General features: G+C 65.2%; 21 protein-coding genes. 9 read left to right on the plus strand and 12 right to left on the minus strand.

What is annotated here, in order from left to right:
- Positions 1-86: 86 nt before the first annotated feature.
- The 4 genes from BHE01S_RS07620 to BHE01S_RS07635 all read right to left on the minus strand — a co-directional run bounded on the left by BHE01S_RS07620 (position 87) and on the right by BHE01S_RS07635 (position 5,772).
- On the minus strand, positions 87-920 hold the full coding sequence (locus BHE01S_RS07620) for a methyltransferase, TIGR04325 family (RefSeq protein WP_167337669.1): 834 nt from the start codon (positions 918-920) through the stop codon (positions 87-89).
- Between the two features lie 70 nt (positions 921-990).
- Positions 991-3,189: a GNVR domain-containing protein gene (locus BHE01S_RS07625; protein ID WP_042262713.1), complete on the minus strand. Its 2,199-nt coding sequence runs from the start codon at positions 3,187-3,189 to the stop codon at positions 991-993.
- Between the two features lie 112 nt (positions 3,190-3,301).
- On the minus strand, positions 3,302-4,525 hold the full coding sequence (locus tag BHE01S_RS07630; RefSeq protein ID WP_084068651.1) for a polysaccharide biosynthesis/export family protein: 1,224 nt from the start codon (positions 4,523-4,525) through the stop codon (positions 3,302-3,304).
- Between the two features lie 140 nt (positions 4,526-4,665).
- Positions 4,666-5,772, minus strand: coding sequence for a sugar transferase (locus tag BHE01S_RS07635; RefSeq protein ID WP_042262291.1), 1,107 nt, complete (start codon positions 5,770-5,772; stop codon positions 4,666-4,668).
- 581 nt (positions 5,773-6,353) lie between these two features.
- On the opposite strand from BHE01S_RS07635, the gene BHE01S_RS07640 reads away from it, so the two are divergent.
- The 4 genes from BHE01S_RS07640 to BHE01S_RS07655 all read left to right on the plus strand — a co-directional run bounded on the left by BHE01S_RS07640 (position 6,354) and on the right by BHE01S_RS07655 (position 10,025).
- Positions 6,354-7,712, plus strand: a complete 1,359-nt coding sequence (locus tag BHE01S_RS07640) for a glycoside hydrolase 5 family protein (RefSeq protein ID WP_245639676.1) — start codon at positions 6,354-6,356, stop codon at positions 7,710-7,712.
- 126 nt (positions 7,713-7,838) lie between these two features.
- On the plus strand, positions 7,839-8,942 hold the full coding sequence (locus BHE01S_RS07645) for an MraY family glycosyltransferase (protein ID WP_042262292.1): 1,104 nt from the start codon (positions 7,839-7,841) through the stop codon (positions 8,940-8,942).
- Positions 8,943-9,102: 160 nt separating this feature from the next.
- Positions 9,103-9,237 (plus strand): entericidin A/B family lipoprotein, encoded by a 135-nt coding sequence (locus BHE01S_RS07650; RefSeq protein ID WP_042262294.1) that lies wholly within the window; start codon positions 9,103-9,105, stop codon positions 9,235-9,237.
- A 332-nt stretch (positions 9,238-9,569) separates the two neighbouring features.
- On the plus strand, positions 9,570-10,025 hold the full coding sequence (locus BHE01S_RS07655; protein WP_042262296.1) for a host attachment protein: 456 nt from the start codon (positions 9,570-9,572) through the stop codon (positions 10,023-10,025).
- A 63-nt stretch (positions 10,026-10,088) separates the two neighbouring features.
- On the opposite strand, the gene BHE01S_RS07660 is transcribed toward BHE01S_RS07655, so the two are convergent.
- Both BHE01S_RS07660 and BHE01S_RS07665 read right to left on the minus strand, forming a co-directional pair.
- Complete coding sequence (locus BHE01S_RS07660) at positions 10,089-10,265, minus strand: DUF1427 family protein (protein WP_042262298.1); 177 nt, start codon at positions 10,263-10,265, stop codon at positions 10,089-10,091.
- A gap of 28 nt (positions 10,266-10,293) precedes the next feature.
- Positions 10,294-11,262, minus strand: coding sequence for a quinone oxidoreductase family protein (locus tag BHE01S_RS07665; RefSeq protein ID WP_042262300.1), 969 nt, complete (start codon positions 11,260-11,262; stop codon positions 10,294-10,296).
- A gap of 271 nt (positions 11,263-11,533) precedes the next feature.
- On the opposite strand from BHE01S_RS07665, the gene BHE01S_RS07670 reads away from it, so the two are divergent.
- Positions 11,534-12,637, plus strand: coding sequence for an acyltransferase family protein (locus tag BHE01S_RS07670; protein WP_042262303.1), 1,104 nt, complete (start codon positions 11,534-11,536; stop codon positions 12,635-12,637).
- Positions 12,638-12,659: 22 nt separating this feature from the next.
- Here the strand turns inward: BHE01S_RS07670 and BHE01S_RS07675 are convergent, their stop codons facing one another.
- Positions 12,660-13,040: a DUF5594 family protein gene (locus BHE01S_RS07675; protein ID WP_042262306.1), complete on the minus strand. Its 381-nt coding sequence runs from the start codon at positions 13,038-13,040 to the stop codon at positions 12,660-12,662.
- A 184-nt stretch (positions 13,041-13,224) separates the two neighbouring features.
- Positions 13,225-14,112: an EamA family transporter RarD gene (rarD, locus tag BHE01S_RS07680; protein WP_042262309.1), complete on the minus strand. Its 888-nt coding sequence runs from the start codon at positions 14,110-14,112 to the stop codon at positions 13,225-13,227.
- Positions 14,113-14,436: 324 nt separating this feature from the next.
- Here rarD and BHE01S_RS07685 point away from each other — a divergent pair, with 324 nt between their 5' ends.
- Positions 14,437-15,225, plus strand: coding sequence for a sulfite exporter TauE/SafE family protein (locus BHE01S_RS07685; RefSeq protein WP_042262310.1), 789 nt, complete (start codon positions 14,437-14,439; stop codon positions 15,223-15,225).
- Positions 15,226-15,267: 42 nt separating this feature from the next.
- On the opposite strand, the gene BHE01S_RS07690 is transcribed toward BHE01S_RS07685, so the two are convergent.
- Together BHE01S_RS07690 and BHE01S_RS07695 are read right to left on the minus strand one after the other, a co-directional pair.
- Positions 15,268-15,528 carry a hypothetical protein gene (locus tag BHE01S_RS07690; RefSeq protein WP_042262312.1) on the minus strand — a complete coding sequence of 87 codons (261 nt, stop codon included), beginning with the start codon at positions 15,526-15,528 and terminating at the stop codon, positions 15,268-15,270.
- A 350-nt stretch (positions 15,529-15,878) separates the two neighbouring features.
- Positions 15,879-16,232 carry a BON domain-containing protein gene (locus tag BHE01S_RS07695; protein WP_042262314.1) on the minus strand — a complete coding sequence of 118 codons (354 nt, stop codon included), beginning with the start codon at positions 16,230-16,232 and terminating at the stop codon, positions 15,879-15,881.
- A gap of 559 nt (positions 16,233-16,791) precedes the next feature.
- On the opposite strand from BHE01S_RS07695, the gene BHE01S_RS07700 reads away from it, so the two are divergent.
- The 3 genes from BHE01S_RS07700 to BHE01S_RS07710 all read left to right on the plus strand — a co-directional run bounded on the left by BHE01S_RS07700 (position 16,792) and on the right by BHE01S_RS07710 (position 20,213).
- Positions 16,792-18,300, plus strand: a complete 1,509-nt coding sequence (locus tag BHE01S_RS07700) for a TAXI family TRAP transporter solute-binding subunit (RefSeq protein WP_042262316.1) — start codon at positions 16,792-16,794, stop codon at positions 18,298-18,300.
- A 79-nt stretch (positions 18,301-18,379) separates the two neighbouring features.
- Positions 18,380-19,033, plus strand: coding sequence for a 2-hydroxychromene-2-carboxylate isomerase (locus BHE01S_RS07705; RefSeq protein WP_042262317.1), 654 nt, complete (start codon positions 18,380-18,382; stop codon positions 19,031-19,033).
- A gap of 169 nt (positions 19,034-19,202) precedes the next feature.
- Positions 19,203-20,213, plus strand: coding sequence for a LysR family transcriptional regulator (locus tag BHE01S_RS07710; protein ID WP_042262320.1), 1,011 nt, complete (start codon positions 19,203-19,205; stop codon positions 20,211-20,213).
- A gap of 76 nt (positions 20,214-20,289) precedes the next feature.
- Here the strand turns inward: BHE01S_RS07710 and xdhC are convergent, their stop codons facing one another.
- Positions 20,290-20,880: a xanthine dehydrogenase accessory protein XdhC gene (gene xdhC, locus BHE01S_RS07715; protein WP_042262321.1), complete on the minus strand. Its 591-nt coding sequence runs from the start codon at positions 20,878-20,880 to the stop codon at positions 20,290-20,292.
- Complete coding sequence (xdhB, locus tag BHE01S_RS07720) at positions 20,877-23,243, minus strand: xanthine dehydrogenase molybdopterin binding subunit (RefSeq protein WP_042262324.1); 2,367 nt, start codon at positions 23,241-23,243, stop codon at positions 20,877-20,879. The genes xdhC and xdhB overlap by 4 nt, the downstream gene beginning before the upstream one ends.
- Between the last annotated feature and the right edge of the window lie 29 nt (positions 23,244-23,272).

Raw genomic sequence — 23,272 nt, forward strand, 5'->3', positions numbered from 1 at the left:
TTGAGCAATCGAATGCGAATGACGTGCAAAGGCAGGCACCCGTGCGCCTGCAAAGGACTATCGGAGGAAGAAAAAATGCGCGAAATCTACTGGAGTTCGAGCCACAGACCCGTAAAGGCGCCTACGCTGGAGGAAGGCCGATCGAGCACCGGAACCCGGAAATCAGGCGACTGCCATTCACCCATCACCTGGTAGCCCAAACGCCTGAAATCTGCAATCAGTTTCGCGCGGTTATAAAGCATGCACGCGACCCGGATGTGCCCGCCATCCTGAACGACTGCAAAATCCTGACCGTCCGTGAGCGGAGTCCGGTTAATCAATATGTACTTGGGGAGCCGGCTAACCGGCGCCAGCAATTCCGGCACCGACTTGTCGAAATAGTGAAGGGACCCGCTCGCAATGAATAAATCCGCGCCGTCGATCTGCTGGAAATTATCGGTGAACCTGAGATTCTTTATGTTCCTGCTGCTCGCCAACGCCTCGCCACGCGCAATGGTTTCCGGCAGATCATAAACCGTCCAGCTTACGTCGTCCCTAAGCGGTATGTAATTTCGATAGCAATAGAAAAGGTTGCCGACATTCCCACCCAGATCGAATACCTTTTGAACGCGAAGCACCCGATCCCGCAGGTAGTAAAACGCGGCGTAGTCGCTCAGCCTGGCCGAAAAGCTGATATGCAGGTCGACATTTTCGGTACTTTCGTGTCCGCCCTTGCCATAAGGCTTGACCGCCCTCTCGGCTTCACCCAGTGTACGGAAACTGCGGCGGTATCCCAGCACCATTCCCAATGCCGCGGCCCCGACTCTCGTGCTGCCCGCTCCCTCTATCAGCCGGCGCCCATAGCCACTCTTGCCAAAGGCACGAAAAATTCTCGCTGTCGTGACGATCTGAATGTCGCGTAGAGTGTTCATTTTTTCCATCAGAATAATCAGACACAACATTGATATTCGCCAGGACGGACCTCCATCGAACGCGCCCGGCAGTTTCCCTCTATTCCGCCCTTGCCGCTCCCGTATCCTTGGCGAAGCCGTAGCTCGAATAGCCGTACGCGGCATATTCGTTGCCATAGCGCCCCGGACGCGATGTCATGTCGTTGAAGATCACGCCGCGAATGGGCACGCCAACCTGTTCAAAGCGACGCACCGACTCGCGCAGATCGGCCACGCTCGTCGCGCCCTGGCGCGCGATCACGAACACCGTGCCCGCCAGTCGGCCGATGATCCCGGCGTCGGCCACCGGCAAGATCGGCGGCGCGTCGATCAGCACGAGGTCATACGTCGAATTGGCCCATGCCACGAAATTCCTGAAGGCGTCCTTGCGCAGCAGTTCGCTGGCATTGGTCACATAGCCGCCGGTCGCGACGAAGTCGACGCCCGGCATCACGTCGCGATTCACCACGTGGTCGTAGCTTTGGCAGGGGTCGAAGATGTTCGTGACGCCTGGCGCACCCGGCACGGCCATATGCTGGTTCAGCGTGCCCCGCCGCAGGTCCGCGTCGATGAGGAGCACACGTTTGCCCGAGGCACCGAATACGGCCGCGAGATTGACCGAGACGAACGACTTGCCGACCATCGGTGTCGGCCCCGCCAGCAGCACGACACGATTGGCTGCGTCCTCCAGCGAATGTTCGAGCGCGCTGCGGAAGCTGCGCAGGCTCTCGACCGCCGGATCGAACACGGCCTTGTGTGCGAGCACCGTGTTCGCGCCCGGCGCGCCGTGCGGCAAGCGACGCGTAAGCGAATGCTGAATCCGGCTGCGCGGCACGGCCGCGAACACCGCCAGTCCGGTGCCCGCTTCGATCTCGTCCACGACGGAAACGCCGCGATTGAGCCGCTGACGCAGCAGCACGAGCACAGCGCCGGCAAACAATCCGGTAAACACGGCCGCGACCACGATGATTGCGCGCTTCGGCCGGATCGGCCCTTCAGGCGGCACCGCCGCGTCGATCATGCGCACATTCGACACGCGCCCTGCCTTGATCAGACGCAACTGCTCGCGGCTGTTCAAAAGGTTCGTATAGATGTTCGTATCGACGGTCACTTCCCGCTGCAGGCGCACGACCTGCTGTTCCAACGGCGGCAGCGCACGGGTCTGCCCCGCCAGGTGCTCCAGCGACTTCTCCGCTTCGGAGAGTTGCCCGTTGATGGCGACGAGAGCCGGATTGTCGTCGGTGAAACGGGCCATCGCCTGCGCGCGCTGCTGTTGCAGATCGGCGATACGCTGCTGTGCCAGCGCCGAACTCTGCAGCAGCGCCGACGCTTCGGCATCCAGATTGACCGCGCCGTGCTCGGAGCGAAACGAGTTGAATTCGTTCTCGGCTTTCTCGAGCTGGGCCTTGAGCAGAGGCAGTTGCCGGTCGAGGAATGCGATCTGCTTTTCCGCTTCTTCCTGCGTGCGCTGGGCGTTCTGCCGGATGTATTCGTTGCCGATCGCGTTCAGAATGGTGCTGGTGAGCACCGGGTCTTCGCCATCCAGCGAAACACCAATGACATCGGATTCCTTGCCCTTTTCCGTGATGGCGACCGCGGCCTGCAGCCCCTGGATCGCGCTCAGTTCGGACAGACGCATCACGTTGAAGACCGTGCCCGGTTGCCCGTCGATACGGCCCACGACAAGGTCGATCGAGCCGCCCACCGTCGGCGCGTGCAGCGCTTCTCCCACATGCCCTTCGAGCGTGATGCCACCGCCCTCGAGCGTGTAGGCCCCATCGCCCCGGTAGGTCAAGGCGAACGGTCGGCCTTCCAGGCGCGTCGGCACGTCGAATTGCGTCACCTCGATCGCCTCGTCGCCCCATGCGTAACCGCCCCATCCCGACCAGCGGTCGAGGCTCAGATGCCGCGCAGCCCAACGGCCCACCACAGGAAAATAGCGCGGCGTCGCCTTGATGTAGAGCTTGGTGGCATCCACCGCGGACGACACGACCATCCGCGAACGCAATACCTCCATTTCCGCCGATGCCTGGGTCTTGAACGCAAACTGGGAGGAAAGATCGGCCAGCGCCGATTTTGCCGCGTTCGGGCTCTCCTCCACCTGAATGAGCATGTCCGACTGATAGACGGGCGACGCCAGTACCGCATAGAGGGTGCCGATGAGCGAGAACACCAGCGTGACGATCAGGATCGTCTTGCGGCCCGCATACAGCGTATCCAGCAGGTTGCCCATATGTCCGCCGTCGGGGGCGATCGGCATGATCGTCTCCACAGGCCCTTCAAGCAGGTAGTCGCGATGATTCATCTTGTTCCCCCGATAGCGAACAGGTCGGCTGACGCGGTTCGTGTGGTTGGTATTGTTCATGTGTGCGTCAGTATCCAATTGCACGGCTCGTGGCCGCGGCCTGGGTCGTCGGCAAAATCAGGCTGATGACACGACTCCACTTCACGAGAGCGGACGTATCGACGAACACGACATCGTTGGGCTTGAGTTCGAACGAGTCGGCCGTGGCCATGGCCGACGCGCTGCTCGCGTCGAGATGGAACACGGTCGGCTGACTGGTATCGCGGCCACGCACGACATACACCTGCGAGGCGTCGCCCGACGACTGGTTGATCCCTCCCGCGTTGCCCAGTGCCTCGTTGAGCGACATACGTCCGTTATTGAACATCACGCCTCCTGGACGCTCGACCTCGCCGACCACGAAAACCTTGCTGTCTGTCTGTGCGAAGATCCGCACAAGGTCGCCATCGTGCAGAATGATCCGGTCGGGATTGAACCCCTTGCGGATCATCGCCGGCATATCGATATCCACGGTGGCGTCGCCACGTGTCACGGACACATGCGAGCGGTCGGCATTGGCGGTGAAGCCACCGGCGCGGTTGATCGCCTCGGGCAGCGTCATCGGTCTGTCATTGAGCACCTGCACGCCCGGCGTCTTGACCTCGCCGTCGAGATACACGCGCTTGCTGCGATAGGTCTCGATACGCACGGTGATCTGCGGCTGACGCACGTATTTCGCGAGCCTCTGCGCGAGGATGTCGCGCACGCCCATTTCCGAAAGACCGGCGACTTTCAGCGGACCAATATAGGCATACTGAATGAATCCATTGTTATCGACGGTGTAGCCGGATGCAACCGAACTGGCGCCCGATGGCGCGTCGCCGCCGCCGCCGCTCGCAGGCAGGTTGAGCTCGGGGTGATCCCAGACGACGATGCTGAGAATATCGCCGGGGCCGATTTCATACGGCGTGGCCTTGGCAAACATCTTCTCCACGTCCTCGGGAATGCCCTTGGGCCGCGCGGCAGCTTCCTTGTCCACGAGGTCCCTTGTGATCTCGACGAGCTTGCCGGACGGCGCACCCGCGATTCCCTTGGCCGCGAGGCTATCGGGCACCGCCGTGCCAGACGTCGCACCGACGTCCCCTGCTCCTGCGCTGTACGTCATGCCCGGCGCCATGGCACAGCCGCTCAGCGCAGCGAGCGCGAGGCAAACGGCAAACGCGGCCCCGCGGCGCAGCGAGCCCGCCAGCCCGTCATTGCGCGCGACACGCGCATGCACAGTCCCGATCCAGTCCATCGCGTTGAGTCCCATCGCAACACCCCCAATCCGTTACACGCGTTCCGGGTCATGCGGTGTGGCCCGGATACCTGATATGTCAACCACGTCTCCCGCCAACACGTTTGCCGCCCGCCTGAAGTTCCGCTTGCGGCGCGTTTGCAGCGCTTTGCAGCTCAATACGCGCCAGTACCGCGAATCACGACGAAAAACGTCTTGAACAAGATGCCGATGTCTTTACGGAAGGTCCAGTTCATGACATAGGCAACGTCGAGCGATACGCGCGTCGCGTAGTCGATATCGTTGCGCCCGCTCACCTGCCACAGGCCCGTGATGCCAGGCGTCGCCATCAGGTAGTACTTTCTCGCCTCGCCATAGCGCTCCAGTTCCTGGTCGATGATCGGACGCGGGCCGACAAAACTCATCTGCCCGCGCAGGACGTTCCAGAGTTGCGGCAACTCGTCGAGACTCGTGCGCCGCAGAACGTGGCCGATCCGCGTCACGCGCACATCATTCTTCAGCTTGAATTCGCGCTCCCATTCGGCGCGGGCTTCGGGATCGCGCTCGAGCAGATCCTTGAGCACCTGCTCCGAATTCATCACCATCGATCTGAACTTCAGACAACGAAACTTCTTTCCATGGCGGCCTACACGTGTATGGCCATATAACGCCGGGCCGCCATCGCGCTTGACCAGCAGCGCGAGCACGGCGAGCAGCGGCGAGAGCATGACGATCGCGCTCACGGCCGCCACGATATCGAACAGACGCTTCAGGGCGTGTCCAATTACGGCGCTACGAACCGTGCTGCGCGAATCGACCTCGAGCGTTTCCCGGCGCCACCATGCACGGGTCAGTCGCAGCACGCTGAATTCCGAAAAGAACAGGGTGTGCGACAACAGCAGGGAAATACCCGTCGTCAATGTCCAGTACATGAACCACGGCAACGCCAGCAGATGATCGTGATGAATCGCATAAAGCAGCACGAGTCCGCAGAGCTGTACGGCAAGCCAGGCGAACGCCGTGCGGCCCGCGACGCTGAAAAGCGAGCGGCTGCCGCGTGTGCCATAGGTCCCGCAGGCGGGAAAGACCGAGAGGGCGAGCGCGGCGCAGAACGCCACCAGCGTGGGATCGGGGTGATGCACCGCGGCCACCTGTGCGGAATTCAGATTCAGGTGTACGGCGCATACGGCGCCCAGCACGATCAGCACGACATCGACCGTACGTTGCAGCACGATATCGACCGTACGTTGCGTAAGATCTGACCGTTGCGTTAGCTCTGACATTTCCCTACCCCAGTGCGTGTCGTGTTCGTCAGACGTTCGTCGTCTGGCGCGGTCGTCCGCCACAGGCGAACGCACGGATCTCCCTGCCTCGGGCTATCCATACGTGCGCGACGCCCGCCCTGATAAGCCACGACGACACATTACGGCGCAAGCGACGCAGGAACCGTGCGTAATCCCACCAACGGTTTGTGATCGTCGCCGCCTCATGATCCGGGCCGCACGTGAGCCGCCCTGCAAGCCACATGCGCGCGCCGTGTTATGTGCGAAAGCGCACATAACACGGCGCTCCTGCAACGACAGGAGCGCCGATTAATATGACGTATTCCTAAATGTTTACCCCGAAGATCGCGCGTTTCGATTCCATTTTCATTATTTGATCGCGACATCTGTGGTAACGGGAATCTAATCACCTGCGCAATACTTATCCGTTCGCCGCCGCACACACGACCGAGGCAAGGACACGGCAAGATGGCTTCTGGCTGCGCCGCCAATGTGGTTGAGCCAGACGACGTGCCGGCATGGAGCCAGCAAGCGCGGGTAGCCGGTAACCGGCTACCGTTTCACGCGAGGAATACGCCGTGATGCATTCCGTAACGACCACTCACGGCCCGCGCGCCGATACGGCCGGTTCGCGACTCCGGCGGTCGGGCCTGCGCGTGGCCGAAAGCCTCGCGGCAGGCATCTGCGCGCTCGCATGCGCAGCGGCGGTGCATGCGAGCGACGCCGTGCGCGCCATGCCAGCCGGGGATTTCCTCCAGACGCTCGCCGTCGTCACCCACGTCAGCTACACCGACGGCGCGTACGTCAATGTGCACAACGTCGCCGACGACATGGCGTGGCTAGGCATCCACCACGTTCGCGACTACGCGCCGGGCTCCTCCATCCCGTTCGCAAGCTATGTCTATCTCGCGCAGCGCGGCGTGAAATTCAACTTTTTGATGGGCGCGGACTTCGAGAAAAAGATCGGGCAGGTTGCGAACCTGAATACCGAGGTGCCCGGCAGCGTTGCGGCCATCGAAGGTCCCAACGAACTGAACAATTTTCCCGTCGCTTACCAGGGGCTTACCGGCGCCGCCGCCGGGCTCGCCGTGCAGCGCGACCTCTACGCACGCGTACACGGCACGCCGGAGCTAAAAGGAGTGCCCGTATACGACGCGACCGGCTTCGAGCCCAGGTCAGTCGAGACGCGCACGAATTCGGCCGATTACGCGAATCAGCATGTCTATCCGCAAAACGGCGAGCAGCCTCTCTGGAACGCGAACGGCGACAAGTGGATGCTTGCCGCCATTCACCTCGGCCAGCGATTCCAGTTGCCGCTCGTCATCACCGAGTTCGGCTACTTCTCGTTGCCGCAGGCGGGCTGGTACATGCTCGGCGTCGACGAGCGCACACAGGCCAAGGGCGTTCTCAACGGCTATATGGATGCGGCGGCGGCGGGTGTGAAGCGGCTCTACGTGTATGAACTGCTCGACGAAAAACCCGATCCGGCGCGCAACAACGACGAAATGCATTACGGGCTCTTTCGCAACGACAACAGCCCGAAGCCGGTGGCCTACGCCATTCGCAATCTCACGTGGATCCTGAACGCCAACGCCCCGGGGCGCGCGAACGCGGCAGCGCTCAGCACGCTCGCGTATACGCTTTCGGATATGCCGGCATCGGCAAACAGCCTGCTGCTGCAAAAGAAGGACGGACGCTTCGTGCTGGTGCTCTGGAACGAAACGCTCATCTGGAACCGTGCGACCGGAACGCCGCTCACCAGCCCGCCCGCGCATGTCGATATCGACTTCGGCGGCAAAGCGAGGCGTGTCGACCTTTACGATCCGCTCGCTTCGGCGCAGCCGCTCGAAAGCCATCGCGACCTGCGCCAGCTCACCGTGGACGTGCCCGACCACGTCATCCTGCTCGAAATCACACCGGCGAACACGCCGGGAACCTGAGCGCGTCAGCCAACGCGTTGTCCCGACCGGAACGCACGCGCGCCGTTGCCCCCATGAGCTTCGGGCGGGCGGCGTGTCGGCCTTTGTATAATCGCGCATTCCTTCTTCCGGTCGCGGTTTCCTTTCATGCTCAGTTTCGCCCTCGGCTTTCTCGTTTCGTTGCTGGTCACGCTGCTGATCGTGCGTTACGCGCATCTGCATGAAAGGTTCTCCGTCGATTCCGATCTCGCGGGCGTGCAGAAATTCCACGTGCGGCCCGTGCCGCGCATCGGCGGAACGGGCATCCTCGCGGGACTCATCGTGGCCGCCGCGCAGCTGCACGGGGCGTATCCGGCCGTCTCGGGCGGCATACTCGGCATCGTCGCCTGCGGGTTGCCCGCGTTCGCCTCGGGGCTCATCGAAGATCTGACCAAGCGCGTCTCGCCGCTTGCGCGCCTCCTTTGCACGATGGCCGCCGCCGCGCTCGCGTTCTGGTTCCTCGGCATCGCGGTCACGCGCATCAGCGTGCCGCCGCTCGACTTCCTGCTTTCCTACGCGGCGATTTCGTTCGTCATCACCGTGCTGGCGGTCGCCGCGCTCGCCAATGCGATCAACATCATCGACGGCTTCAACGGCCTCGCCTCGATGGTCGCGTTCATGATGTTCGCCTCGCTCGCCTACGTGGCCTTCCAGGTGCACGACCCGGTGGTGCTCTCCGCGTCGTTCATCATGATGGGCGCCGTGCTGGGCTTCTTCATCTGGAATTTCCCCGCGGGCCTGATCTTCCTCGGCGACGGCGGCGCGTATTTCATCGGCTTCATGCTTGCCGAACTGTCGATCCTGCTCGTCATGCGCAACCGCGACGTGTCGGCCTGGTATCCGGTGCTGCTCTTCATGTATCCGATCTTCGAGACCTGCTTCTCGATCTACCGGAAGAAGTTCGTGCGCGGCATGTCGCCCGGCATCCCCGACGGCGTGCACCTGCACATGCTCGTGTACAAGCGCCTCATGCGCTGGGTCGTGGGCGCGCGCAATGCACGCGAACTCACGCGGCGCAATTCGCTCACTTCGCCCTACCTGTGGCTGCTCTGCCTGATCGCCGTGATTCCGGCCACGCTGTTCTGGCGCCACACACTGCACCTGTTCTGTTTCGTCGTGCTGTTCGCGCTCACGTACGTCTGGCTTTATGTGAGCATCGTGCGCTTTCGCTCGCCCAAGTGGCTCGTCGTGCGCAGGACGCGCAAGCACTGAATACGGCTTGATTCCATGCAGGCGGGACCGCCGCGCAGCCTCGGCGCATGTGTCCCCGGTTCGCAGGTACAATCGCAAACGGCGGTTGCGCGCAATCTGCATGCCCGCAGCCGCTTCCATTCGACGCTTATTTGACGTTTATTTCATTCGGGGAGCCAAAATGAGCCGATATCTCGCGTTTGCGCTTGCACTTTTCGCCGTGACGCTCGCTGCCTGCAACACCATCGCTGGCGCAGGCGAAGACATTTCGAAGGGCGGCCAGGCGATCACCAACACAGCAGAAAAGGCGAAGTAAGCCGGTCATGGGCGAATCGCGGTGCGAGCGCCCGCTCACTGCGTGACGCGTTCGCGCAGCCGTGAGACTTCCGCCTCAAGCTCGCGCACGCGCGCATCAGTTCCTCGACCAGCGCCGGGTCTTCGGCCACGCGGGCCATCGGGCACGCGGCTCGCTGTTCCGACACTTTCGCGCACCGGGCGAACGCCGGGGGCCGCGCTCATGAGCGCGGCGGCACTTCCCGCCCCGCGCGGCCCGAAGCGCGCTACCCTTGGTGTTCACGCCGCGTGGCGCGAGTCCACTCACTCCGCCCGGCCGCCGCATGGGCCGGGCGCCATGGCAGGGAGTCGAACATGTCGAAAACGATCTGGGTTGTCGTCGCCAACCGTGTGACCGCGCGCATTTTCGCCGCCGAAAGCCCGCTGGGCGCCATCGACGAGGTCGAGACGCTGCTCCATCTGCAGGGCCGCATGTCGGACGAGAACCTCGTGACCGACAAACCGGGGCGCACCACCGACCGCGTCGGCTTCGGCCGCAGTGCGACCGATCCCGATACCAGCCAGCACGAGCACGAAGCCACCGTGTTCGCGGCACAGATCGCGACGACGCTCGCGAAAGCCCGCAACGACGCGCGCTACGGCACGCTCGTGCTCGCGGCGCCGCCCGCGTTCCTGGGCGCGCTGCGCAAGGCGATCGACGCGCAAACGCGCAGCCTCGTCACGCTCGAACTCGACAAGGATCTTGCGGCGCTCGACGCGCGCGAACTGCGCGCGCGCCTGCCCGAGCGGCTCGTGCGGGCCGAGGCGTGAGCTAACCGATTCACAAGCTGGGCGCGCATGGATATTTAGCGCGGTGAGCGAGGGTTGCCCCGCTCACCCCGCGAGATGCGCGACGCACGCGCGCACGAAGCCGACCGCGTTCTCGCCCGCCAGCATGCCGAGCAGCCCGACGAGCGCAATGGTCGGCGGCGCGGGCGATTTCACGTGCAGCACGCTATAGAGCAGCCCCGCGAGCGCGCCGACCGCGAACGACACCAGATACCCCTTCATCTTCCTCTCCCGTTCGTTCGACTCGCGCTCACGCCATGTCGATCACGACGCGCCCAGGCGTGCCAGCGGCGACCGCCTCGTAGGCTTCACGGGCGCGAGCGAGCGGAAAGTGCGCGGCCACGACGGGCGGCTCGAACTGGCCCGCGTCGAATGCTTCGGCAATGGCGCGCATGAGCGGCGCGGATTCGGCCACGCCGAGCTTCGCGCTATCGGCGCCAAAGAGCTGCGTTTCGTTGTGATAGAAGTCGATCAGGTCGAACTCCACGCGCCGCTTGCCCGTTGCGCTGATTTCGACCACACGGCCGCGCCGCTTCGCAAGCGAGAGCGCCAGTTCGAACGCGACGCCGCCCACGGCATCGTAGACGACGTCCGCGCCCGCGCCGCCCGTCAACTCGCGCACGCTTGCGGCGGTGCGCTCGTTCATGGGAACGAAGGCGTCGATGAGGCGCGCGGCCGGCGAACCGGCTAGCGGCGCCTCGCGGCTCACGCCAATCACGCGTGCGCCGCGCGCCTTCGCGATCTGCGCGACCGCGCCGCCCACGCCGCCCGACACGCCGATCACGGCAATCGTCTCGCCCTCGGTGAGGCGCGCGTAATCGACGGTGCCAAGCCATGCCACGACGAAGTTCACGCCAATGGCCGCCGCCTGCGCGTGGGAGAGGGCCGCGGGCTTGCGCGCGAGCGCGGCCACGGGCACCTCGATGAACTCGGCGTGCGTGCCGTCGCGCGTGAAGCCGATGTCGCCGCCCGTGCCCCAGACCTCGGCGCCGAGCCATTCGTCGGGGCCCGCCGCCACCACGCCGCTGAAGTCGCGCCCCGGCACGCGCGGCGGCACCGTGTGCCCGAAATGGCCGGAGACGTTCTTCACGTCGCTCGGGTTGACCGAGGCGGCGCGCACCTGCACGAGCGCACTTCCGGCGCCGGGCACGGGCGTGGGCAGATCGACGTACTCGAGCACCTCGGGCTTGCCGAAGGTCTTGAACTGGATGGCTTGCATGGCGGGACTCCGTGTCATCGGGTTTCGCGCAACGGCTTGCGCGGAGACGATATCGAACCAGGCGTCAATGTAGTGTGTCGTTGCCCGGTTGTGCGGACAGAGACTTTCGAATTTCGGACAAGGTAACGCTTTCACTAATTGCTGACTTCTGTACGGCCGCCCACAAAACTACGCATTTGCATACTTTGGCGCGATGTCAGAATAGCCGCGATCAAACGCAGCAGATTCCGCTCCGGCAGTCATTGGCGAACGCGCGGATCGCGCCTCCACCATGCAAAAGCTCAAATCCCTCACCGTGCTGCGCGCTGTCGCGGCGATCACGGTCATCTTCTTTCACATCATGTCGCCGACGGGACACACGTTCGGTGAATTCGGCGTCGACATTTTCTTCGTAATAAGCGGGTTCGTCATCGCGCTCGTGCTGGACAACCCCGCATTGACCGCACAGCGTTTTCTCGCGGACCGCATTGCGCGTATTGTGCCGCTGTATTGGGTGTTGACGTTTGGCGTATTCGTCGGGGCACTCATCGCGCCCGAGTTGTTGAATTCGACCACAGCAGACCTCGGGAATCTGCTGAAGTCGCTTTTTTTCATTCCCTATCGCAAGGAAAGTGGCCAGATATTCCCGATGTTGTTCGTCGGCTGGACACTGAATTACGAAATGCTGTTTTACGTGGTCACAGCCGTTTCGTTGATGCTGGTGCGCCGTCACCGCCTGGTGCTCACCTCCGCGCTGATCCTCGCGATCTTTTGCGCGGCGAAGGCGTCGCACTCGGACGGCGTGTTCGCCGCGTTCTATATGAATCAGCGGATGTTCGAATTCCCGCTCGGATTCCTGGCCTACCAGACCTGGAAATCGGGAGTCCGGATCAAGCTGCCGCTTGCCGGGTGCGTCGCGGCAGCAGCCTATGCATGGATGGCCTACATTAACTGGCACGACCTTTCCGACGCACCGCTGCTCTATTACGGCCTTCCGGCTTTCGTGCTGATTGGCAGCACGCTGAGCCTGGAACCGGCGATGGGCTCGGGCTCGTTGACTCGCGCAGCAATATTCATCGGCAATGCGAGTTATGCCATCTATCTGAGCCATCCATATTGTGTAGAAGCTGCACGCAAGCTGCTGCCGGACGCTATCGAAGGCTTTGACGCGACTGCGCCGCTCGGCGTGGCACTCACGATGATCGTGGCTACGGCGATGGGCGCCGCGCTCTACCAGTTCGTCGACTGGCCGTTGCACGGGCACGCGCGTCGTCTGTTGCACGCTGTGCCGGCCATCCGGTTGCGCGGATCGCGCACTGCCGGCGCGAACGATACGGGCAAGGACGCCCAGGAGGAGCCGGCCGGGGACTTGCCGGTCAACGAGGACGCGAACTGAACGGCGAAACGCGCGCGAGCACTTAGCCCTCGAAATCGAGCCCGCCTAGCAGCACCTCCGGCTCGCCTTGCGTGCGCGAAGCGAAATCGACGGAGCGCGCCGACTCCCATGACGCCAGCTTGCGCCCGGTCGCTTCGAGGTAGTGCTCGAAGCGCGCTTCGCCGCCGGGCTCCATGAGGCGCTCGATCTCCTCGGTGTCCCAGGTCAGCGCGACGTTCAGCGGATAGACATACGGATGCCAGTGCCCGTTCGCGACGCCGCGCAGCCGCACGCGCGTGGGATGGCCATGCCCGCCGCTGGGCACGACATCGACGTGCACCGAGGGGCCGAATTGTTCCGCCAGCTTCGCCGCGATGCGTGGTGCGAATTCTTCCTCGAACCGGCGAACGGCTTCGATACTCATGCTCGGGACACTCCACGGAGAACTGACTGGGGGTTAAGGCATTGCGGGTGGCGGCCGATTCACGCGGCTGCATCGCGCAACCGGCATGCGATTCGCCACCACCGCGCAGCACATTGTCCCGGCATCCTACCGCGCCGCCGGGAGGTCAGCCAATGCCCGGCAGCGCACCGCCGCTTAAGCCCCGTCACGCCACGCGGCGCTCGCGCGCAGCCACGAGGCTGCGCACGCCTTCGAGCGAATACAGGCCGAGCGCGACCCAGATCGCGCCGTAACCCACGGCGCGCACGGCGCCGAACGGCTCCCCGTAGATGAGCACGCCGGTGAGCAGCTGCAGCGTGGGCGTGACGTACTGGATCAGACCGAGCATCGACAGCGGAATGCGCCGCGCGGCCGCGCCGAAGAGGAGCAGCGGAACCGCCGTGATCGGGCCGGAGGCCGCGAGCAGCAGCTGCAGCCCGCGCGAGGCGTGCGTGAAGTGGCTAGCTCCCGCGAGGCCCACGATCGTCAGATAAACGATCGCAACGGGAAAGAGCAGCACGGTTTCGAGCGCGAGGCCCTCGAGCGCACCGAGCTGCGCGGTCTTGCGCAGGAGCCCGTAGCCGCCGAAGGTCACGGCGAGCGCGAGACTGATCCAGGGCGGCGCGCCGTTCTGCCAGGTGAGCCACACGACGCCCGCGGCGGCCAGCGCCACGGCGGCCCATTGCAGGGCGCGCAGGCGCTCGCGCAGGAACGCATAGCCGAACAGCACGTTGATGAGCGGATTGATGAAGTAGCCGAGACTCGCCTCGACGATGTGCCCGGCATTGACGGCCCAGATATAGATGCCCCAGTTGGCCGAGAGCAGCACGGCGCTCGCCGCGAAGCGCCCGAGCAGGCGGCGCTCGCGCAGCGTGGGCCCAAACCAGCGCCAGTGGCGGCGCACGAAGAGCACGGCGAACACGAACACGAGCGACCACGCCATGCGGTGCGCGAGCATTTCGAGCGCGGGGATCTGGTGCAGCGTCTTGAAGTAGATGGGGAAGAGCCCCCAGAGAACGAATGCAGCGAACGCGTAGAGGATGCCGGGATTCATGTTGGATTCGGGTTATGGCGGCGCCAGTCCTGTGCGGCGCTGTTCGGCACGTGCCTGGGCGCGTCGGGACGCTAAAGGCACGCGATGTAGCGAGCCGGCATCTGGCCCGCATCCTGCCCGAGGGAGCGTGCTAAGGCAATTGAAAGCGAGGCGGAACGCGCCCGATTTCGCTTAACCCTGCGCCAGGCCGCCGGTTTTGCGACAATAGCGGATTTTCGCCGCCAGCCCTGGCCGTTGTCCAGCCTGACGCGCCGCTTACGGCGCGCGCTGTTCCCAACGCGTCAGGCGGCGGCGTAGCCCCCTGAACCGGCCTCTTCGCGCGCGATGTCCTTCCCCCATATCGATCTGCTGTATTCGCTGTCCGGCCTGTTCGTCGGATTTCTGGTCGGCCTGACCGGCGTGGGCGGCGGCTCGCTGATGACGCCGATCCTGGTGCTTCTCTTTAACGTCCACCCCGCGACGGCAGTCGGCACCGACCTGCTCTACGCGGCCGCGACCAAATCCACGGGCACGCTCGTGCACGGGCTCAAGGGTTCGGTGGACTGGCGCGTGACACTGCGGCTCGCGGCCGGCAGCGTGCCCGCGGCGACGATCACGCTGATCCTGCTGCACCGCTATGGCATGGACACGCCGCGCGCCGGGCATCTGATCCAGGCCGTGCTGGGCGTGGCGCTGCTCATTACGGCCGTCGCGCTCATCTTCCGGCCGCAGCTCGCGGCGTTCGCCTCGCGCCACCGTCACGCGCCGGGCGAAGCGCGCACGCTCTTTTTCACGATCCTCACGGGTGCGGTGCTGGGCGTGCTCGTCTCGCTCACCTCGGTGGGCGCGGGCGCCATCGGCGTGACGGTATTGCTGCTGCTCTACCCGGCGCTGCCCACGGTGCGGATCGTCGGCTCCGATGTCGCGCACGCCGTGCCGCTCACGCTGCTTGCGGGCGCCGGCCACTGGCTGCTCGGCTCGATCGACTGGCACATGCTGCTGTCGCTCCTGTGCGGCTCGCTGCCCGGCATCGCGATCGGCAGCCTGCTCTCCTCGAAGGCGCCCGAAAAGCTGCTGCGCGTGCTGCTCGCCGCGACGCTCACGCTCGTGGGCGTACGGCTCGTCCTCAACTGAACGCGGCGCACGTCGCCTGCATCGCGCGCGCGGCGCAGGCACTCAGGCGTAGGGCGCCTGGCGGAAAAATCGCCCGTTGAGATCGACCTCGAACTGGCGCAGCCACTGGCCGCGGGCATCGATACGGTAAGCCTGCGCCCAGGCACCGCGCCGCACGATCAGCATGTCGCCGTGCTCCGGGTCGTTGGGATCGGCTTCGCCACGAATGTCGAACTGCATGGGCGCAAAGCCGTGCCGCGCACAGGCCAGCTCGAAGGCCGCCCGGTCGACGAGGGGCAAGTCGGTGTAGGTGTGAATGGTCATGGCGATTTCCTGCTTTCCAGCAATGAGGCCGCGCTCGACCTCGGGAAAGACGCGCGATATCCACGGTATACCCCCAACCGCAGGAAATCTGTGTGTCAAGCTACACTTTGGCGGCCGCGGCGCAACATGACGAAATCGCATGCCGGCTGGGCGGGCTGGCGCGCGAGGCGCACAAGCTGACGGCATCGAGCGGCAACCTGCGTCCAATGCACGTCAACCGTAGTCTGTCAGGCGCAGGCGCATAAGAAAAGCCCGGCTTGTGACAGCCGGGCTTTCTGGTGCTGCGTGGGCCGCAGGCGTCCCGTGTGCGGGACGCATCACGGCGCCTATTTCCGCACTTATTGCGGCACTTATTGCTGCACTCTGACCGTCAGCTTGTTCGACACCGACGTCACGCCTGCGACGCCCTGAGCGACCTCGCCGGCCTTGTCGATTTGGCCCTGGTCCGGCACCGTACCGGTCAGCGTCACTGCGCCATTGTGCGAACGCACGTTGATCTTGGAGACGTCCAGGCCCTGCGTCTTCGAAAGCGCCTTGCGCACCGTGTAGCCCAGCTTGCGGTCGGCCTTCTTGGCCGACGTCGCCGGAGCAGCCATCGCAGCCGCCGGTGCGCTCGCCGAGTTGTCCTGTGCATAGGACGCGCTGCAAGCCACCGACAGGCACAGTGCCGCGCCCAGCGTCTTCAGAATAGCGACCGATTTCATGTTTTCTCCTTGTGTCTTCGCGTTGTTGCGGATTGTTGCCTGGAATAGGACCGCCTGCCTTGCCGGCGGACGGCTCGAAGGCCGCCCGTCAGCTACGATCTGACGGCTTTGTTACCACTACCGATGACAGCGCACGGCGCGCATTGCGCGCGTGCGCAGCCAGGGTCTGGACGCGATGCGAGAGGCAAAAGGATGAAAGGACGTCGAATTACACCCGCCGGAACAGGTCTGAGCCCGTTTCCTGTTGTTATGAATTGATGCTCGCGCGAGCCCGCTCGTTCAACTTCTCCACCACTCCCGGGTCCCGGCGCACCTTCCGAAGCGCAGCAGGCGAATCACAATTTAGCCTGGCTGTGGCGCAAGCGCAAAGAGTTTAGCGTAGACGCATACGGCATGCGTTCAAGGTGTCCGCGAGGCGCGCGGGCATGCCGCTGCAACGCCGATTCTCATGTACCATCGGCTCCACAGAGCCCGCGTCGGGTCCCACCCGGCGCCAGGCCGGACCCGACGCGGACCCCGCCCCGCACTCCCCGAACCATCCGAGGCCCGCCCCACCCCGATGAAGTCCCGCACCGGCCGCAAACCCCCTCCCCGTCTCGTCGCGCGCTTCGTGGCGATCTCGTGGCGCGACCTGGCCGTCACGTTCGGTCCCATCCTGCTCGTGAGCGCGGCGGCCATCTGGCTCGCGGTGCGCCTCATCCAGCCCGCGCCGCCCAACACGCTCACCATGAGCGCGGGCCCCAGGGGCAGCACGTTCTGGAACGCCGCGGAAAAGTACAAGGCCATCCTCGCGCGCAACAACATCACGCTGAACGTGCTCGAATCGGAGGGCTCGGCGCAGAACCTGCAGCGTCTCGCCGACCCGAAGTCGAACGTCGACGTCGCTTTCGTGCAGGACGGCCTCGCGAGCAAGGTGCCGGGCGGCCTCGTCTCGCTCGGCAGCGTGGCGTACGTGCCGCTCGTCGTGTTCTATCACGGCCCCGTTGCGAGCCGCCTCTCGCAGTTCGAAGGCCAGCGCATCGCCATCGGCGCCGAGGGCAGCGGCACGCGCGAGCTGGCGCTCACGCTGCTCAAGGCGAACGGCATCGAGCCCGGCGGCGCGACGAAGCTCCTGCCGCTTTCCGGCGACGACGCCGCGCGCGAACTCGTGGCAGGCAAGATCGACGTCGCGATTCTCGCGGGCGACTCCGCGCAGCCGCCCGTCATGGGCCGCCTCTCGCGCATGCCGGGCATACGCTTCTTCGACTTCGTCCAGGCCGACGCCTACGCGCGCCGCTTTCCGTACCTCACGGCCATTACGATCCCGATGGGCGCGTTCGACTTCGGGCGCAACCTGCCGGCAGCGCCCCTGCATTTCATTGCGCCCACGGCCGAACTGGTCGCGCGCGACTCGCTGCATCCCGCGCTCTCCGACCTCCTGATCGAAGCGGCCAAGGAAGTGCACGGCCGCTCCACGCTGCTGCAGCGCGCCGGCGAGTTCCCCGCGCCGCGCGCCCAGGACTTCCCGATCAGCGCCGACGCCGCGCGCTACTACAAGTCGGGCAAGAGCTTCCTGTACCGCCTGCTGCCGTTCTGGGTGGCGAGTCTCGCCGACCGGCTCGTGGTGCTGCTCGTGCCGATCATCGTCGTGCTGATTCCGGGCCTGCGGATCGTGCCTTCGCTCTACGCCTGGCGGGTAAAATCACGCATCTACCGCTGGTACGGCTCGCTCATCGCACTCGAGCGCGCCGCGATGGCCGACAACTCGCCCACCGAGCGCCGCGCGCTGATCCGCCAGCTCGACAAGATCGAGGAATCGGTGAACGGCATGAAAATGCCGCTAGCCTATGCGGAACAGTTCTACGTGCTGCGCGAGCATATCGGCTTCGTGCGCGCGCGGCTCACCGGGACGCGCGAAGCGCCGGACGCAGACGCGGGTGCCGAAGACGAGCAGACAGAGGAAAGCGCCGGCAATGCGGAGGCGCCGGAAGGCGGGAGCAACGACGCAGGCACAGCGGGTACAGCAGGTACAGAGGCGAGCCATGCAAACGAAAGCGGCGGCAATGAAACAGGCGAGCGCACGCATTAGCGCCGCTGCACGCATTTTGAACCGAACAATGGGCCATGCAGGCAATGGCCCGGATATCGCCCTGGAGCGGAGGAACAGCATGATCGACGGCATCGACACCAGCAAGCCAGCCTGGTTCTACGATTTCGTGTCGCCGTTTTCGTATCTGTTGCTGGAACAGCACGACAAGTGGCCCGGCTTCGACTTCGTGCCGACGCCCGTGCTGCTGTCCGAGCTATATCGCCATTGGGGCCAGCCGCTGAGCGCTGCGATACCGGCCAAGCGCGTCTTCACCTACCGGCACGCGCTCTTTCGCGCCGAGCAACTGGGCATTCCGTTCAAGATGCCGCCCGCTCACCCGTTCGACTCGGTCAGGCCGATGCTGCTCGCCATCGCGGCGGGCGGCGACTTCGCGTGCGTGCGCGAGATCTTCCGCTTCATCTGGCGCGAGGGGCGCGACCCGTCGAGCGACGAGGGCTTCGAGCAGCTTTGCGAGCGCGTGGGCATTCCTCACGGCGAGTCGCTGATCGAGGAAGAAGTCGTGCGCGCGCAGTTGCGCCGCAACACCAACGACGCGATCAACATGGGCGTGTTCGGCGTGCCGACGTTCTGGATGAACCAGCAGCTCTTCTGGGGCGAGGACGCCTTGCCGATGGTGCTCTATTGCGCGCGCAGCCCGAACTGGCTCGACTCGCGCGAGGTCAAGCGCATCAGCGCGCTGCCTTCCGGGCTCGCAAAGCCGGTTACCGGGTGACGGGCAGCGCGCCGCAGAACCGCCCGGCGCGCTGCCTTCCGATGTCTTCTGATGCCGGTCATGCCGTGCGCCCTATGGCGGCGGCGCGCGAGCAGGCATATGGTTATGGCTGAATCCGCACGCGCAACGCTGTGCGTCGTCGCGCACGCGCCCTTGCCCGCCACACCCCATGGACGACGATAACGCCCTCACCCTCGACATCTGGCTCGTGCGCGTATTGCGCACGCTGCTGGTCGAGCGCAGCGTCACGCAGGCAGCGCTGCGCCTGAACCAGACCCAGCCCGCCATCAGCACGGCGCTGCGCCGGCTGCGCGAGATCCTGGGCGATCCGATCCTCGTGCGCGGCAAGGCCGGCATGGTGCCGACCGAATATGGCGAGTCGCTGTTGCAGCACGCGCAGCGCGTGCTGCGCGACGTGGAGTTCGTGGCCACGCCGCACGGCGAGTTCGACCCCGAGCGCTCGAAGCGCACGTTTCGTCTCGCCGCCCCCGACTACCTCAACGACTTCTTCATGCCGACGCTGATCGCGCGCTTTCGCGAGACGGCGCCGGCGGCGCGGCTGGAAATCCTCTCGCTCTCGCCTACGCTCGACCATCACGGCGCGCTGGACGCCGGCGAGCTCGACATCGTGATCGGCAACTGGCCGAAGCCCGAGGCGCGTTTCGCGCGCAGCGACCTGTTCTCCGACACGGTCGTCTGCATGATGCGCGCGGATCATCCGCTCGCGCGCCGCGAGCTCACGCGCGAGGCGTATCTCGCCGCGCCCCACCTTGCGCCCACGCCCTACACAGGCTCGCATGCCAGTGCGATCGATCTGGGGTTTGCAAAGGCGAAGGCCGAGCGCCGCATCGTCGCGACGCTGCCTTACTTCGGGCTCGTGCCGCAGGTCTTGCTGCAATCGGATCTGATCTTCACGACGACACGGCGCTTCGCGCAGCACTACGCGAAGCTCATGCCCATTGCCGTCGTCGAGACGCCGTTCGCGTTCCCGCGCATTCACTGCTATCAGATGTGGCATCCGCAGCCGGACAGACCCAGCGACGTGGAATGGCTGCGCGGGTTGATCGAAGCGGTGTCGGGATCGTTGACCGCCGAGCGCGGCACGAAGCGCACCGGGGCGAGGAAGGCCGCGAGCGCGAGCGGCGCAGCGGCGCCCACGCCGCCGCTCGAAGCTGCCTGAACAAAGCTGCCCGAACCCACGCAAACGGGCGCCCTCATCACCGAGGCGCCCGTTTCGCCCGGTGCAACTCGTGCAATCAGGCGCGCACGAGCGCGGCCGTTCTCACCACCGCCGGGCGCTGCGCCACCCGCATCTGCATGAGTTGCGCGGCGACCGCGACCGCAATCGACGCAGGCGCCTTGTCGACGATCCCCGCCACGCCGATCGGGCACGTCATCTCGTTCATGCGCTGCGCTTGCACGCCGCGCTCGATGAGCCGCCGCTCGAACTTCACGCGCTTCGTTTTCGAGCCGATCAGGCCGAACCATGCGAAATCGCGCCGCCGCATGATGCGCTCGGTCAGCTCGAAGTCGAGTGCGTGATTGTGCGTCATCACGAGGAAGTACGCGCCCGCCGGCGCGTCGTCGACGATCGCCGCCGGCGTGTCCGTCGCCTCGATCTGCACGTTGGCGGGCACCTCGTCGGGGAACAGCTCGTCGCGCTCGTCCACCCACTGCACGACACACGGCAGCATGCCGAGCAGCGTGACGAGCGCGTGCCCCACGTGCCCCGCGCCGAACAGCACGATGTGCATCGGCGCGTAGTGCGGCACCGGCGTGCTGCGGCGGCCGATGATCACGCGTCCAGTTTCGTCGACGCGCACGCAATGTTCAGGACGCTGATTCATTTCGCGGCCCCCTCGCGCGCCATCGCCCGCACCGCGCGCACGCCCTTGAGGATTTCCTCGGCGGTGGCCGGCGCATTCATCGGCGGATTGAAGCGGTAATCGGCCACGCTCGCCACGGCGTCGCGAATCGCGAAGAACACCGAGAACGGCAGCAACAGCGGCGGCTCGCCCACGGCCTTCGAGCGGTGGATGCTGTCCTCCGCGTTGCGGTTCTCGAAGAGCCGCACGTTGAATTCCGCCGGCGTGTCGTTCACGGTCGGAATCTTGTAGGTGGACGGCGCATGCGTCATGAGCTTGCCGTCGGGCTTCCACCACAGCTCTTCCGTGGTGAGCCAGCCCATGCCCTGGATGAAGCCGCCCTCCACCTGGCCCACGTCGAGCGCCGGGTTCAGCGACGCGCCCACGTCGTGCAGCGCATCGGCGCGCAGCACGCGCATTTCGCCCGTGAGCGTGTCGATCACCACTTCCGATACTGCCGCGCCATACGAGTAGTAGTAGAACGGCCGCCCGCGCAGCGTCGCCTGATCCCAGTACAGCTTGGGGGTGGTGTAGAAACCATCGGACCAGAGCTGGACGCGCGCGAGATAGGCCTTCGAAACCAGCGTTTCGAACGGCACGATCGTCTCGCCCACGATCACCGAGTCGTTGGCGAAACGCACGTCGGCGGCGCTGACTTCGCCCTTGCCGTAAGTCGTCGCCGCGAGTGCGGCGAGGCGCTCGCGCAGCTGGCGTGCGGCGTCCTGCGCCGCCTTGCCGTTCAGGTCGGTGCCGGTCGAGGCCGCCGTAGCGGATGTGTTCGCGACCTTGCTCGTGTCCGTCGCGCTCACGCGCACGCGGCCGAACTCGATGCCCAGTTCCTGCGCCACCACCTGCGCGACCTTCGTGTTCAGGCCCTGGCCCATTTCGGTGCCGCCGTGATTCACGAGCACCGAGCCGTCGGTGTAGATGTGGACGAGCGCGCCCGCCTGGTTGAAGTGCGTGACGTTGAACGCGATGCCGAACTTGACCGGCGTGAGCGCGATGCCCTTCTTGAGCACGGCGTTGTTCGCGTTGAATTCGCGAATCGCGGCGCGCCGCGCGCGATAACCGCTCGTTTGCACCAGCTCGTCGATCAGCTCGTGAATGACGTTGTCCTCCACGACCTGGCCATAAGGCGTCTCGTTGTTCTGCGTCTTGCCGTACAGATTGCGGCGGCGCACGTCGAGCGAATCGAGGCCGAGCGTGCGCGCCACGTCGTCCATGATGTATTCGATAGCGAACGCGCCCTGCGGGCCGCCGAAGCCGCGAAACGCCGTGTTCGACTGCGTGTTGGTCTTGCCGCAGAAACCGGCGATCGAGACGTCGGGCAGCCAGTAGGCGTTGTCGAAGTGGCAAACGGCGCGCGTCATCACCGGGCCGGAAAGGTCCGCGGAAAAGCCGCAGCGCGAGGTCATGTCGACCGACACGCCTTCGATCGTGCCCTGGTCGTCGTAGCCCACTTCGTAGGTGTAGTGGAAATCGTGGCGCTTGCCCGTGACCATCATGTCGTCGTCACGGTCGGGGCGCAGCTTCACGGGACACAGCAGCTTCCACGCGGCGAGCGCCGCGCAGCAGGCAAAGAGGCCTGACTGCGATTCCTTGCCGCCGAAGCCGCCGCCCATGCGGCGGCACTCCACGAGCACGTTGTGCGAGGCGACGCCCAGCACATGCGCGACGAGGTGCTGCATTTCGCTCGGGTGCTGCGTGGAGCACCACACGTGCATGCCGTCGTCGTCCTTCGGCACCGCGTAGGCAATCTGGCCTTCGAGGTAGAACTGCTCCTGGCCGCCCAGCAGCATCTCGCCTTCATGCCGATGCGCGGCGCGCGCGGCGCGCGTGGACGCCTCGCCGCGCGCCAGCTTCATCGGCGGCAGCACCGACTGCTGGGCGGCGCGCGCCTGCTGCGCCGTGAGCACGGCGGGGAGTTCTTCGTACTGCACCTCGGCGCGGCGCGCGGCGCGGCGCGCCGTGTCGTGCGACGTCGCCACCACGATGAACATGGGCTGGCCCACGTACTGCACGACGCCATCGGCGAGCACCGGATCGTCGTGGACGATCGGGCCGCAGTCGTTCACGCCGGGAATGTCCTCGGCCGTGAGCACGGCCACGACGCCGGGCGTCGCACGCACTTTTGCGAGGTTCATCGAGACGATGCGGGCGTGCGGCTTCTGCGAAAGCCCGAGCGCGGCGTGCAGCGTGCCGGCCACGACCGGAATGTCGTCGGTATACGTGGCGCGGCCGCTCACGTGCAGATGCGCGGACTCGTGCGGGCGCGAGACGTGCACTTGCGCGAAGGGCTCGCGCGCCTTGAGTTCGTCCAGGAACGGTTCGGCTTGCTGGTTCATTGTTTCGTTCTCCGTATGTCTTTTCCGGG

Origin of the sequence: Paraburkholderia heleia NBRC 101817, assembly GCF_000739775.1 — a bacterium.
Taxonomy (GTDB): Bacteria; Pseudomonadota; Gammaproteobacteria; order Burkholderiales; family Burkholderiaceae; genus Paraburkholderia; species Paraburkholderia heleia.